Below are 13,551 nucleotides of genomic sequence, written 5' to 3'. Positions count from 1 at the left end.
CGTGACAGCCCTCAGCTCGCCTGCTGCTCAACGAGGGGACCTGCGGACGATGCCACCTCCTGATCGGTCGAATCAGCGAAAGCCGGCGCCGGCGAGTCGGCATCAGACTCGCTCCCCCACGAGTCGGCGGCTGGCGCTGCACCCTCTGCGCGCCAGCTGGGTCGCTCGCCGCCGGAGGCTGCACCGAAGCCGGCTCCACGCTGACTCTGGCCCGGCACCTTCTGGTAGGTGGCGATGCCGAACCGCAGGTCGGGGCCGACGTTGAGCGCCTCGATCTCGGGCGCCGACCTGTTCTCGCCGGCCGAGGTCTGCCACTGGCTCATCCGCAGGATGCCGTGGATCAGCACCGGCATGCCCTTCTTGAGGGACTGCTGGACGTTGGACCCCACAGCTCGGAACGCCACGACCTTGTAGAAGGAGCTGCGCCCGTCGACATACCCACCGCCCACCTGATCGCGGTAGAACTCGTTGACAGCGACGCGGAACGTCGTGAAGTCGCCCTTGGCGCTGGCGATGCGGTCCGGGTCGGCAACGACGTTGCCGCGGATGGTCACTTGTGTCTCGTTCATGTCGAACCCCTTGCCTGGTCTGTTCGACCCACGCCCTCCGCGTGCGTCGAAGTGGACCTTCAGGCTGGAGCCCCGACCGGCCGGCCGCGAGTGCCTTGCGGCGTTGCTGTGGACAAGACCGTGATCGGCACCGGGATGTGGACGATCCTCAGCGAGAGGCCGCGGCTAGGGACTCCCGGGTGCTCCGATGCGCCTGCAGCACTCGAGCCACCGGATTGACGATCTGCTCGATGCCGACGGCGGCGATGGCCTTGCGCAACCGGCCGTGCACCTGCTCGGCGCGGCGCCGGGCGCCACGCCCCGCAACCCACCGCGAGATCAGGGCGAGCAGCACACCGGCGAGAAGCCCGAAAACCAGCATCAGCAACGGAATCGGCAGTCCGATCCACTTCGGCGAGGACGCATCGACGTGCGTCATACCGAGCACGACCAGCAAGCCCAGCCACACCAGACCCACCAGGGCGACCGCTGCGAACACCCATTGGAGCGCCGAGGCGACCGACCACCACGCCGGGCGCTTGTCGTGCAGGTCCGTGCCGATGACCGCCTGGTCGAGGTTGTCGTGCAGGTGCTCGTCGCCCGGTGTCGCGGCGTTCTGCGCGGCGTCCGCCCACGCGGCCGGCAGTCCCTGCGCCGCGTGTCGACCGAGCTTGTGGGTGGCGACATCAACCGCCGCCCGGGCGGCCGGCCCCGCAGGGGGCAGCGACGAGCGCCCCAGCGCCAGCTTCGCGCCCGAACGGTTCATCGTGTGGGCCTCGTCCAGCCGCAGCCGCCGCAACGGCTCCGGCCGCAAGCGGTGCACCCACCGGGTGAACGGCCACCCGGTGTGGTGCTCGGCCTGGCGCCGGTAGTCACGGCGGGCGGCGTCGACGACTGCCGGAACACCGGCTGCCCGGCAGAGGGCGTCAGTGAGCTCCGAGTCGTCCTGTGCGGCCAGATCGACCTCGGACGATGCGACGCCGGCGCTGAGGGTCCGGGCTGCGCCCCGCACGTCGGCCAGCAGTCGTTGCTCGGCGGCGTTGCGCTCCTTCACGACCGTGCCGATCGTGCCGGCGAGGTCGTCGACACCGAACCCGCGCACCGCAGACGTCGGCAGGATCGGCACATCGGCCAAGCCATCGGCCGCGAGCAACCGGTGCAGATCGTCGGCGCACTCGGAGATCTGCGCGCGATCGAGTCGGTCGATCTGGTTCAGCACGACCAGCGAGACCGCGTCGTGGCCGGCCAGCCGCTTCACGTAGTCGTCGTGCAGCACGGCGTCGGCATACTTCTGGGGGTCGGTGACCCAGATGAAGACGTCCGCCAACTCGATCACCCGGTCGGCCTCCGCGCGGTGTTGCGCGACCCTGGAGTCGAAGTCGGGCAGATCCAGCAACACGAGACCGTCGAGCGTGTCCGCGCGACGGCCGCTGAGCGGCACTTGGTGCCGGGTGCCGACCCCGAGCCAGTCGAGCAGGTCGCCGCTGGGCTCATCGCCCCAGATGGCGGCGGTCGGCACAGACGTTGTCGGACGACGTGCGCCGATCCGTGAAACCGGCTCTGCGACAAGGGCATTGAAGAGACTCGACTTACCGCTGCCGGTCGCGCCAGCGAGCACGACGACGGTGCGTCCGCCGACCATTCCCTGTCGGGCAGGAACCTTGCGCAGGATCTGTTGCGCGTGTGCGACACCTTCTGCAGGCAAGTACTCCCCGCCAACGCGCAGCGCGTCGCCGAGGGCGTCGGCCTGCGCAGTGACGTCCGTCCAGCTGACCTTCTGCTCGGTCATCGCGCCGACCTGCGCTGGGTCGTGCGGCCCTGAGCCGACCAGACCTCGTCGATCGCTGCCCGGAGTTGGTCGGCAGATGACCCACTGCCGGTCGACTCGGTCAGCACGTCGTCGAAGCGAGTGCGTTGTGCGTCATACAGCTCCTCGGTGCGGGTCAACAGGCGAGTGCGGGCCTTGCTCGCCAGGGTTCGTACGGCCTGGTCGCCGAAGACGGCCTCGAGCAGCCGCTGCGCCAGGATCGCGGATCCGCCGGCGATGCCGACTTCGGCACCGGTGAGCCCCGCGGTCGCGGAGAAGACCACCAGCATCAGCAACACCGAGATGCCGTTGACTCCGAACGCGAGGAAACGCGCCGTGGTGCGTTTGCCGCCGGCCTCGTCGCGCACCATGGCGAGCACGTCGTCCTGCCAGGCACGGACCAGCTTCTCGGTGTCGGCAGCGAAATCGGCTGAAACAGAAGAGAGTTCGGGGTGCGCAGCGGCCAACTCCGCTCCCCCAGGTGTATGGCGCCACTGGCGCGCCACCGAGATCGTGGCGGTTTCGCCGTGTGCCTGCAGCAGGGCGGCGACACCCGTCTGCAGCGCGGCCCCGAGGTCGTCTGCGGGCTGGCGAGTGCGGGCACGCAGCGCAGAACTGATCCGATCACGCAACCTGCTCACGCCGGCCTCGAGCTGTCGGAAGACCTCGCCGGTGCCGACGAATTCCTGCCATCGGGCCAGCACCTCGCCACGCAGCAGTGTGCCGTCCTGCATCCCGTCGGCCACGCCCGCGAGAGCGGCGACATACCCGTCCGTGGCGACCTTGCGCAGCTCGTCGCGAGCCGAATCCTGCTGCCGCAGAGCGGTTTCCAGCTCTGAGGCGCGACCGTCGAGCGAGTCCAGTGCACCCTGCAGAGTGCGCCGGATGACGATGCTCCGCGCGTGCTGGTCGGCTGCGAGCGACGCCAGCCAGCCGTTGATGCGAGCGACCTCGACGCCGGGCAGCAACCCGTCGGGGCCAAGCTCGGACTCGGCGATCGCGAAAACCGGTGACTGCCCGAGCCCTTGCTCCATCAGCATCGTCGCGAAGTCGGCCCGCACTTCCTCCATGGCATCCAACGGCACCCGGTCGAGCACCACGGCCACGGAAGTCCCGCGTTCGATCGCCTGCTGCAGGAGCTTCCAGGGCACCGCGTCGGCATACCGCATGGCGGTGGTGACGAAGATCCACAGGTCCGCGGCCGAGAGCAACTGCCGCGCGAGATCACGGTTGGCCGAAACCACCGAGTCGATGTCGGGTGCGTCGAGCAGCGCCAGCCCCTGCGGCACATCGCCGGCGACCAGCCGCAGCGTGCCCGGGTCGCCGCCCTCGGGCTCGGCGCCGGTGAGTCGAGCGAGACCTGGCAGCACCCGGGTGCCGGTGAACCACTTGGCATCGACCGGGTTGTGGATCAGCGTCGAAGCGCGCGTCGTCGGCCGCAGCACACCGCTCTTGGTGATCGCCTGACCGACCAATGAATTGACCAGGGTCGACTTGCCAGCGCCGGTGGATCCGCCGACGACGGCGAGCAACGGCGCGTCCAGCGCCGACGCGCGCGGCAGGATGTAGTCGTCCAGTTGGGCGAGCAGCTCGCCGCGCTCGCGTCGGGCGTGGTCCGCGTCGGTCAGCTGCAGTGGGTATGCCGTCGCGTCGACACCGCGGCGCAGTGATTGCAACGCGGCCAGCAATCGCGCACCTTCGACGTCGTCCGACACGTGGCACATCCTTTCGTGGCGAGGGCCGCGACTCAACTTGGCCCGCCGCGCACACACTGACGAATGACGGCTTCTTCGTCGAGTGACTGTCCGAACCCGTCGCTCGGTGAGAGAGCCGTCACTCGGCAAGTTTGTCGACCCCTGAAGCCAGCAGCGAGCTGCGGGACTTCTTTTGCACCCCCGCCGGCGCCTCCCTAACGGGGTCCCCGCGAAGTATCGGAGCGAGGGACGAGCGGAGAACTTCGTGGGGTGTTCATTCGACCTCGTACCTCGGTCGTCCGATCCGCCTGTTACTTCTGTCGGGGGTACAAAAAAGCCGCAGCAAGCTGCGGCAATTTTTGCACCCCCGACAGGACTCGAACCTGCGACCTAGACATTAGAAGTGACTTGCTCTATCCAACTGAGCTACGGGGGCAAGGACTGGCAGATTACCGGACGTACTTCCGGGTGGCCGACTGTCAGTGGCCGCAACTACCGTCTCGATATGGCATCCCATCACACCAAGGACAAGGGTGACCTGGGCACTGCAAAAGCCCACGCCGATCTCGTCGCGTCCGGCTTCACTGTTCTCTTCCCGGCGACTGAGCACGCGCCGTTCGACCTTGTTGCCTATCGAGCCGGTGAGTTCCACCGGGTCCAGGTGAAGTACCGGTCGTCACGTTCCGGAGCGATCTCAGTCAACTTCCGCTCAGTCTGGGCAGATCGAAACGGCACTCACACGAAACGAATCGATAAATCAGAGATCGACTTCGTCTGCATCTACTGCCCTGAAACCGACCAGTGCTACTACGTCCGCCCCGTCGATCACCGGCAGTCGGTGACCTTACGAGTGCGTCCGAGCCGGAACGCACAACGGAAGGGGTACTGGACGCGACTCGCTTCCGCCATGTCCCGACCTCCAACCTGTCCGCTTGCAAAACGACAGCCGCCTCGCCGCTTTCCCCAACTGGAATCGACAGCACGCCCCAAGCCGACTGAGTTAGTCCCACCTCATCTCGCGTGGGCGCTCAGTAACCGACGCACCTCGTCGTTCGAGGTCTGGCCGAACACTTGGTACGCCGCGCCGACTGCCGTGAAGTCCCGGGGCTGCCACGGGCAGACCAACTCGTCGACCTCGCCCGCGAGCGCCGCGCACACGTCCGGCGGGCCGACCGGCGCAACGACCACGAGGCGGGCCGGCTGCTGCCGTCGTATGACATGCACGGCCACCCGCATGGTCGCGCCGGTGGCAAGTCCGTCGTCCACGACCAGGACAGCACGCCCTTGCAACGGCAGGGCCGACCGGATGCCGCGGTAGAGATCCGACCGACGATGCAACTCGGCCACCTCGGTCGCCAGGACCCGGTCGAACTCGTCGTCGGTCACCTGCGCCCGCTGGAGTACCTCTGGATTGCGCACGACCTCAACGCTTCCCGCGGCATCCCCGACGGCACCCATCGCCACTTCGGGGTGTCGCGGCAGGCCGAGCTTGCGAACCACCAGCACGTCGAGCGGCACATCCAGCCAGTCCGCAACCGCCGCGGCGACGGGCACGCCGCCACGTGGCAGGCCGAGCACGACAACGTCGGGTCGGCCGGCATACGCACGCAATCCGGCAGCGAGCGCTGCACCGGCCGCAGCGCGATCGGCATACAGCTGACGCCTTTTCCAGCCGGCCACGACCACTTCCTCAGACAGTCTCGCTACCGGGCGGTCATCCCCCGGTCGTCGTAATAACGGTAGAGCGCAGAGTCGAGGAAACGCACCCGTAGCACGGAGACGATCTGCAGCAGGTGTTCCTCGGACTCGATCACCGGGGCGCTGCGATCGCCTCGGTCGATCCGGGCCCGCACCATCGCCAATTCGCTTGCCGCGTCTTGCATTTCGCGCATCTCGTCCTGCGCCTCCACACCTCCGTGCTGCCCCGCCCACGCCATTGCGTAGCGCCGCTCCTTGATCGAGGACAGCATCACGACCTCGGCCGCCGAAAGCTGTCCGGCATCGACATACTCGCCGAGCTCCCGGGAGATCAGCGTCGCCTCGTGCTTGCGGGCGAGCACGATCAGCGTCACGAACGCTACGAAGAGCGGCAGCTGCAACAGGAGGTAGAAGACGAGCCAGCCGTGCTGGGGCAGCAGCGCGCCGAGGTTCCAGATCCCATGCAGGGTGACGGCGCAACACCAGCCCGCGAAGGGCGCCAGGAACCGCAGTCGGCGGTGCTGTGTGGTGGCCGCAATGCCGATGCCGATGCCGGTGCAGACCGTGAACATCGGATGCGCGAAGGGTGACATCACCACCCGCACGAGGAAGGTGCTGAGCAGACCGTGCTCTCCGGAGTGCGCATAACCGGACGCGAGATAGACCACGTCCTCGACGGCCGCGAAACCGGCCGCACTGAGCCCGGCATACACCATGCCGTCGAGCACGCCATCGACCTCACGGCGGCGAAAGAACAACAACAGCAACGGGCCAAGGCCCTTCATGGACTCCTCAACCACGGGCGCAACCCACGTCGCGGCAGACGGATGCGTCGCCAGCATCGGGTCGATGAGCACCGAGCCGAGGTTGTTGAGGGCCGCCGCACCGAGGGTGGCGATGCACGCTCCCCACAGCAGCGCGAAGACCAGCATCCCGGTCGGCTCCCGCTCGAAACGGTCCAACCAGAGGAAGACCGGCACGACCACGCCGAGCACGACCAACGAGAGCACCAGCCCGATCGCGGTGGCGACCATGCCCGACTGATCGTCGATCAGCACCAGCATGCCGAGCCCGCCCAGCGCGAACAGGATCGCGACCAGCGCGACCGTCAACCACCGGCGCAGCGTGGGACGCCGATCTGGGCGCGGGGGCGGCAGCATCCGCGCACTGTATGACGTGTGTCCGGCCCGCCGAGCACGGGCGTGTCCACCGGGCGTCGGCGGGGGTCCCTAGAGTGATCCGGTGAGCGAAGACAAGGCACGCACCGACCGGATCGTCTGGATCGACTGCGAGATGACCGGATTGAGCCTGACCGACGACGCCCTGATCGAAGTGGCAGCGCTGGTCACCGATTTCGAGCTGAATCAGCTCGGCGACGGAGTGGACGTCCTCATCAAGCCGCCGCAGGCGGCGATCGACCAGATGAACCATTTCGTCCGCACCATGCACACCAAGAGCGGCCTGCTCGAGGAGCTGGCCGCCGGCGTCACGATGGAAGAGGCGCAGCAGCAGGTGCTGGCCTACGTTCGCGAATTCGCGCCTGAGGAAGGCAAGTGGCCGCTCGGTGGCAACACCGTCAGCACCGACCGTGGTTTCCTGGCACGCGACATGCCGCAGCTGGAGTCCCACCTGCACTACCGGATCATCGACGTGTCGTCGATCAAGGAACTGTCGCGCCGCTGGTACCCGCGGGCCTACTTCAGCGCGCCGGCCAAGAACGGCGGGCACCGCGCGCTCGCCGACATACGGGACTCGATCGACGAACTGCGCTACTACCGGGAGGCCGTTTTCGTGCCGGAGCCCGGTCCGGACAGCAACACCGCCAAGCAGATAGCGGCGAAGTTCAGCACCGGGAGCTGACCTCACGAGGGGTTGTGACGAGCGAGCGCAGCGAGCGACCAAGAGCTCAGCGTCGTGACAACAACCGAGGGACGAGGGGGTTGTCACGAGCGAGCGCAGCGAGCGACCAAGAGCTCAGCGTCGTGACAACAACCGAGGGACGAGGGGGTTGTCACGACCACCCCTTCGCAGCAGGTACGATGGTCCGCGCTGCTTCCATTCGGGAGCGGTCATGGTGGGTGTAGCTCAGCTGGTAGAGCGTCGCGTTGTGGTCGCGAATGTCGCGGGTTCAAGTCCCGTCACTCACCCCAGGAAGATGAACCCCGGTCTCAGTCGAGGCCGGGGTTCTTCTCATCGAACGCTGACGGCGACCGTCTCGTAGGCGATCGCGCGAGTCGGCGCAGGCGCCAGGCAGGTCAGCCGAGCAGCAGGTTCTGCGTAGAACCGCAGCACGACCTCCAGCCGGCTCGGCAGCGGTGCAGCGCACTCGAGCAGCACGGTCCACCGGTCGCCGTTTCGCGTCGCGGACGTCACCTGTATGGCGTGCCGACCCGCCGGACCGAAGCGACGCAGCACCTCGGCGACGGCATACTGCGCCGGCGCAGCGAGATCGGTGTAACCGCGCAGATGATCGGCCGCCACGAGACCGCCACGCAGCAACGCCACCGCCTCGATCGCCTCGTCGGGTGCGACCTCCCCGAAATAGATGCCGTCCGGAGCCACCAGCACATTGGCCGCGTAGCGGTCGCCACCCACGTGGCTGCATTCCCAGGTGTCGTTCGGCCATTTCTCGCTCAACGCCCGGGCGACGGGCCTGCCACGGATCGCGCAGCACGCGTCATGCACGCCGTGCGTGCAGACCAGAAGGACCGGCGGCAGACCGGTACTTCCAGGCCTTTCGATGGCCGCCGCGATCTGGGGGAGGTCGGACTCGTCGGACCAGGTGCCCCACTCCTGGCGGTGGTCGCCCTTTGCGTCATACCGCAGCACACCCCAGACCCCTTCGCGATCGGCGATCTGGCGACCATGCCTGCGGATCAACAGGATCCGCATACCGGCGGCTTGCGCCGCGTGCCGCACGACGTGCTTCACCTCGGCGGACAGGTCGAGTTCGGCGAACCCACCGAACGGCCACGGTCCGGGGTGCTCGATGACGACCCAGCCGTGCGCACGCGCCGCAGTGCCGGCCTGGCGATCTCCTCGGGCAACGGCCTCGGCTGCGCAGCGGAACGAAGCCGGCCGGGTCACGACGTGGCGGGCACCACGACGCCCGCGCGCAGTAACCGCGCGGCCAGTGCGAGCCCGAGCTCACCGGCGGGATGCTGATTCCCGTCGAGCAGCCGTTGTATGGCGGGCAGCTCGTCGGCCTCGAAGTCGAGCCAACCGACCCGGGTGTGCAGTCGGGGCGCATCCAGGCGGGGCGCCAGGCTTTCACGCAGCTGCACCATCGTTCTCTCGTCCAACGCATCGGCTGCGGCCTGCTGCGCGAGCGGGCCGAGCGGACCTGGCCTGCTCTGGCTGTTGCGGGCGCGATGGAACGCCGGCGCCGGATCGGCTTCGTCGAGGACCGCCAGCAGTTGTTTCCGAACGTGCTCAACGACGTCGTCCGGGTCGTGCACCCCGATCGGCAGGGATTGCCGGGCCTCGGGGTCTTCCCGCAGCCTGGCCAGCGCATCCTGCACGAGCTGCTCGGCGACGGCGAAGCGGGTCCAGGCATGCACGCCGAGGGTTAGGTGGATCGACACTTCGTCCTGCGCCTGCGCGGCGTGTAGCCAGCCGCGCGGCAGATACAGGCAATCGCCCGGCTGTAGCACCGTGTCGATCACCGGGTCGCGCCGCGCGGCTTCGGCAACGGCAGACCGGCGGTCGGTCCACGGCTGGTCCCGCAGCGGGTCCTGGTGGACCGGCTCGTGGATGACCCAGCGCTTGCTGCCTTCGATCTGCAGCACGAAGACGTCGTGCACGTCGTAGTGGTCGTCGAATCCGCGGTTCTGGCGCGGGGTGATGTAGGCGTTGGCCTGCACGGGATGACCGAGCTCGGTCGCCAGTTGCGACGTGAATTCTCCGACAGGGCTCCAAGTACGCTGCAACGCCTGCAGCACGATCGTCGCTCCGTCGGCGAACTGCCGCCAGATCGCGGTGTCGTCGAGCTGATCCGCGATCGTTGCACCGACTCCGGCCGGTGCAGTGAAGCTGCGCTCGGCCAGCGTCGCGCCGTCCTTCGCCATACGCAGGAAGGGCGTGCGCAACCCGCGCCGGGAGAGCAACTCGTCAACGGCAGCAGCGGAGAAGAGATCCGTGAAGTCCCCGACCCCGCGGCTCAGCAATGCCTTACGGGCCCAATAGTTTTCGGCAAATTCTTCGGGCGAAACTTCAAGCAGCCGCGTCTGAGCGACCCCGGCACCGAAGCCGGTGTCGGGGTCGTCAGATTCAGCGTGCGGTGCGCTCAACTGTTGGAGCCTGCGCCGCCGTCGGCACCGCCGTCCTGCACACCCGACGAACCGGAGGCGCCACCGTCAGCGGGGCCTTCCTGGCCGGCGCCACCATCAGCGCCACCGTCCTGCTCACCCGACGAACCGGAGGCACCGCCGTCAGCGGGGCCTTCCTGGCCGGCGCCACCATCAGCGCCGCCGTCCTGCTCACCCGACGAACCGGAGGCGCCACCGTCGGCGGGGCCTTCCTGGCCGGCACCACCATCGGCGCCGCTGTCCTGCACACCGGGCGCGCCCGCGGCACCACCGTCAGCGGGGCCTTCCTGGCCATTCGGATCCTGCGTGGAATCAGTCATGCGTCCTCCTGCGAATCTCGTGGCCCGTGTCGGGCCGTGTGCTTGCGAACACTCTCGCTGCAACACCCTGCGGTGTCGCTACCTCCTTGTTTACCCCACCGGGGTCGGGGCTCAAAGGGGTAACCGTGAGCAATATCAGCGCGCGGAACGCTTCGGGTGTCCGGCGAACCATTCCTCGCGGCGCGCCAGCTGCTCCTGCTCGATCTCGGTGCGGAGCGCGGCCGGAGGCTGCGGCCGCTTCGACTCGTGGCGCTTCGGCTTCTCCTCCGGCTCCGACGGACGTTGTGCGGCCTTGGCCTGCTTCTCTGCCTGCTCCACGTCGTATGACGCCCGACGCTCCCGCCGCTGCGCGCGAACCTGCTCGCGTTCGGTCGTGTCAGCCGGCTCGAACTTGGCGCGAACCTTCGCGACGGAGTCCCAGCGATCCTGCCGAGTGACGTGCGACTCGGCGATCTTGACCTCTCTGGCAGCCTCGGCCTGCCGCTGCTTCTCCTTCTTCTCCTGCTTGGCGCGCTGCCGATCGAGCCGGTCACGCACGAGTCGCGCCTTCTGCGCCTTCAGCAGCCACGAGTCACGCCGCTGCAATCGCGACTCCTCGATCACAGCCTTTTCCTCTGCACCCACGGCAATCGCACCTATCTCTGTGTTGGTGTCCACTGCGGCCCGCGGCGCCGTTGCGTCACGTGGTCCCACCAGACCAGTCTTACCCGATCGGGCCGACGTACTGGCATCGCCGGCGACTTGAGCGGCGCGTCCGGCGGCGAGCCGAGCACGCCCGTAGACATTCGGGTCGTCTGCGGCCTCGCGCATCGCACTCAGCCGTAGTTCGTGGGCCGTGTCGTATTCCTTGGCCGCCTTGAGGTCCTGCTTCTCCCAGGTCGCATCGTCCTTCGGCGGCAGCAGGATCAGCTCCTCGGCCGGCAGCCCGGACTTCAGCTGGCGCGTCCGCAACAACTCGGCATCCACCTCGGCGCCGAAGAGCACCGCAAGGTTGGTGATCCACAACCAGAGCAGAAAGATGATCGCGTTGGCGAAGATGCCGTACGTCTTCTGGTAGCTCGCACCGTGGCTCAGGGTGATGTAAACGGCCAGTGCTGCGGATGCCAGCAGCCAGACGACCAGACCGATCAACGCGCCCCAGGTGAAGACGTCCTTCTTCGTCTTCTGCACGTTGGGAGCCGCCCAATAGAGCAAGCCGATGATCAGCACCACGATGAAGACGACAAATGGCCACTTCGCCCAGTCCCAGACCGTGACCGCTGTCTGCCCGAGGCCGATCGAGTCGCCCAACTGTTTGGCAACCGATCCGGTGGTGACGATCGCGAAGATCACCACGAGGATGAGTACGACCTCAACGGCCGTCACCACGATGAGCGAGAGCTTCAGCGAGATCGTCGAACGACCCTCGCGTATGCCGTACATCTGGTTGGTCGCCTTGCTGAACGCGGCGACGTACCCGGATGCGGAGTTGAGCGCCAGCAGGATGCCGACGACGAACGCGATCCCGCCGCCACCCTGGGTCGTGATGTGCTCGACGAAACTCTTGATCGTGCTCAGCGACGAGTCATTAGGGTCTTTGCCGACGACCTGCGCCAGCTTGTTGATGACGTCGTCAGCGGTCTTCTTGCCGTTACCGAAGATATTGAGCAGCGACAGCACCGCGATGATGCCTGGGAAGAGCGATTGCATCGACCGGTATGTCAGCGCGGCCGCGAGATCGGTGCACCCGTCGGAGCCGAACTTGCCGGCCGCCCGCTTGAGCGCGACCTTCCAGTCGTTCTTCGCGTAGGTATCCGGGGTATCCCTGGGGCGGTCTACGTCTTCGTCATCCAACAGCAGCATCGACATCGGAGGGGTTCCTTCGATCGGGGTCAACGACGGGCTCGACTCTGAAACCTAGCGGTTACCACCCCTCGATTTCATTTCTGCGGGTCGGTCCTGCTATCTTTCTCAGGCGTTGAACGAGCGCCATTAGCTCAATTGGCAGAGCAGCTGACTCTTAATCAGCGGGTTCGGGGTTCGAGTCCCTGATGGCGCACCACGGAACTCCGGATCGCACTGCGGTCCGGAGTTTTTCGTTGTCCGGTGTGACCCCGCTCATACCCTGGACAACGTCACGTAGCAGACTGTCCGCCGTGCGTGCACTGGCGAAGACAGGTGCCCAGCGGGGCTTGGAGCTGATCGATGCTCCGGAGCCCACCGCAGGGCCGGGCGAGGTCAAGATCAAGGTATGGCGGGCGGGCCTGTGCGGCACCGACCTGCACCTGGAGGGTGGGACGACTGGGCTGCGGCCACCGTCAAGCCGCCGCTGATCATTGGCCACGAATTCTTCGGTGAGGTCGTCGACATCGGCCCGGGCGTCACCAGCGTCCAGGTCGGTCAGCGTGTCTCCGGAGAGGGCCACGTGGTGTGCGGCGAGTGCCGCAACTGCCGCGCCGGACGGCGGCATTTGTGCATCCGCACCAGCTCCGTGGGCGTCAACCGCAACGGTGCGTTCGCGGACTTCGTCGTCATACCTGCCGGCAACGTGTGGGTGCAGCCGGACGACCTTGATCCGGACGTCGGCGCGGTCTTCGACCCGTTCGGCAACGCCACCCACACCGCGCTGTCCTTCCCCATCGCCGGGGAGGACGTGCTCGTCACCGGCGCCGGCCCGATCGGTGTCATGGGCGCAGCCATCGCCAAGCACGTCGGTGCTCGGTATGTCGTGGTGACCGACGTCAGCGACTACCGCCTGCAGCTGGCGAAGGAGGCCGGCGCCGATCGCGTGGTCAACGTCAGCAGGGAGCGCATCGCCGACGCGCAGGCCGACCTGGGCATGCGTGAAGGTTTCGACATCGCGCTGGAGATGTCCGGAAACCCTTCTGCCGTCAGCGAACTCATCGAAAACATGAACCACGGTGGCCGGATCGCGATGCTCGGCCTGCCGGGGACCCCTTCGCGATCGACTGGGGCCGGGTCATCACGCACATGTTGACGATCAAGGGCATCTACGGGCGCGAGATGTACGACACCTGGTACGCCATGAGCGCGATGCTGCAGTCGTCGCCCGCGCTGTCGAACGCCGTTCGCTCGGTCATCACCCACCGCTTCCCGGCCGAGCAGTGGCAGGACGCATTCAACGCCGCCCGCTCCGGCGAGTGCGGCAAAGTCGTCATGGATTGGAGCTGACAAGGT

10 protein-coding genes, 3 tRNA genes and 2 pseudogenes are annotated in these 13,551 nt (G+C 67.3%); 5 read left to right on the top strand and 10 right to left on the bottom strand.

What is annotated here, in order from left to right; genetic code table 11:
* Nucleotides 1-11: 11 nt before the first annotated feature.
* The 4 genes from ACFQDH_RS11925 to ACFQDH_RS11910 form a co-directional block, all read right to left on the bottom strand.
* The gene (locus ACFQDH_RS11925) at nucleotides 12-569 is read right to left on the bottom strand and encodes a single-stranded DNA-binding protein (RefSeq protein WP_382401549.1); all 558 of its coding nucleotides are present in this window, start codon (nucleotides 567-569) and stop codon (nucleotides 12-14) included.
* Nucleotides 570-717: 148 nt separating this feature from the next.
* Nucleotides 718-2,337, bottom strand: a complete 1,620-nt coding sequence (locus ACFQDH_RS11920; protein ID WP_382401547.1) for a YfjP family GTPase — start codon at nucleotides 2,335-2,337, stop codon at nucleotides 718-720.
* Complete coding sequence (locus ACFQDH_RS11915; RefSeq protein WP_382401545.1) at nucleotides 2,334-4,079, bottom strand: GTPase family protein; 1,746 nt, start codon at nucleotides 4,077-4,079, stop codon at nucleotides 2,334-2,336. Before ACFQDH_RS11915 ends, ACFQDH_RS11920 begins: the two co-directional genes overlap by 4 nt.
* Before the next feature lie 332 nt (nucleotides 4,080-4,411).
* Nucleotides 4,412-4,485, bottom strand: a tRNA-Arg gene (locus ACFQDH_RS11910).
* A gap of 69 nt (nucleotides 4,486-4,554) precedes the next feature.
* Here ACFQDH_RS11910 and ACFQDH_RS11905 point away from each other — a divergent pair.
* Nucleotides 4,555-4,917: pseudogene (locus ACFQDH_RS11905) on the top strand (group I intron-associated PD-(D/E)XK endonuclease); the annotation flags it as partial.
* Between the two features lie 143 nt (nucleotides 4,918-5,060).
* Here the strand turns inward: ACFQDH_RS11905 and ACFQDH_RS11900 are convergent.
* Complete coding sequence (locus ACFQDH_RS11900; protein WP_382401544.1) at nucleotides 5,061-5,729, bottom strand: phosphoribosyltransferase; 669 nt, start codon at nucleotides 5,727-5,729, stop codon at nucleotides 5,061-5,063.
* 23 nt (nucleotides 5,730-5,752) lie between these two features.
* A complete protein-coding gene (locus tag ACFQDH_RS11895; RefSeq protein WP_382401542.1) occupies nucleotides 5,753-6,907 on the bottom strand; it encodes a PrsW family intramembrane metalloprotease in 1,155 nt (384 codons plus the stop codon).
* Between the two features lie 82 nt (nucleotides 6,908-6,989).
* On the opposite strand from ACFQDH_RS11895, the gene orn reads away from it, so the two are divergent.
* Nucleotides 6,990-7,607, top strand: a complete 618-nt coding sequence (orn, locus tag ACFQDH_RS11890) for an oligoribonuclease (RefSeq protein ID WP_382401540.1) — start codon at nucleotides 6,990-6,992, stop codon at nucleotides 7,605-7,607.
* A gap of 214 nt (nucleotides 7,608-7,821) precedes the next feature.
* Nucleotides 7,822-7,897 (top strand) — tRNA-His (locus ACFQDH_RS11885).
* A 40-nt stretch (nucleotides 7,898-7,937) separates the two neighbouring features.
* On the opposite strand, the gene ACFQDH_RS11880 is transcribed toward ACFQDH_RS11885, so the two are convergent.
* The 4 genes from ACFQDH_RS11880 to ACFQDH_RS11865 all read right to left on the bottom strand — a co-directional run bounded on the left by ACFQDH_RS11880 (nucleotide 7,938) and on the right by ACFQDH_RS11865 (nucleotide 12,222).
* The gene (locus ACFQDH_RS11880; protein ID WP_382401538.1) at nucleotides 7,938-8,834 is read right to left on the bottom strand and encodes a sucrase ferredoxin; all 897 of its coding nucleotides are present in this window, start codon (nucleotides 8,832-8,834) and stop codon (nucleotides 7,938-7,940) included.
* A complete protein-coding gene (locus ACFQDH_RS11875; RefSeq protein ID WP_382401536.1) occupies nucleotides 8,831-10,036 on the bottom strand; it encodes a cupin domain-containing protein in 1,206 nt (401 codons plus the stop codon). Before ACFQDH_RS11875 ends, ACFQDH_RS11880 begins: the two co-directional genes overlap by 4 nt.
* Nucleotides 10,033-10,374: a hypothetical protein gene (locus ACFQDH_RS11870; protein WP_382401534.1), complete on the bottom strand. Its 342-nt coding sequence runs from the start codon at nucleotides 10,372-10,374 to the stop codon at nucleotides 10,033-10,035. The genes ACFQDH_RS11875 and ACFQDH_RS11870 overlap by 4 nt, the downstream gene beginning before the upstream one ends.
* A 135-nt stretch (nucleotides 10,375-10,509) precedes the next feature.
* Complete coding sequence (locus tag ACFQDH_RS11865) at nucleotides 10,510-12,222, bottom strand: YhjD/YihY/BrkB family envelope integrity protein (protein ID WP_382401532.1); 1,713 nt, start codon at nucleotides 12,220-12,222, stop codon at nucleotides 10,510-10,512.
* A gap of 117 nt (nucleotides 12,223-12,339) precedes the next feature.
* On the opposite strand from ACFQDH_RS11865, the gene ACFQDH_RS11860 reads away from it, so the two are divergent.
* Nucleotides 12,340-12,415, top strand: a tRNA-Lys gene (locus tag ACFQDH_RS11860).
* A 94-nt stretch (nucleotides 12,416-12,509) separates the two neighbouring features.
* Nucleotides 12,510-13,545, top strand: a pseudogene (tdh, locus tag ACFQDH_RS11855) (L-threonine 3-dehydrogenase).
* The last annotated feature ends 6 nt before the right edge of the window (nucleotides 13,546-13,551 follow it).

This window comes from Flexivirga alba, from assembly GCF_042661025.1.
GTDB classification, from domain to species: Bacteria; Actinomycetota; Actinomycetes; order Actinomycetales; family Dermatophilaceae; genus Flexivirga; species Flexivirga alba.
Note: the sequence above shows the minus strand (reverse complement) of the source record. Positions and strands in the feature narration are given on the sequence as shown.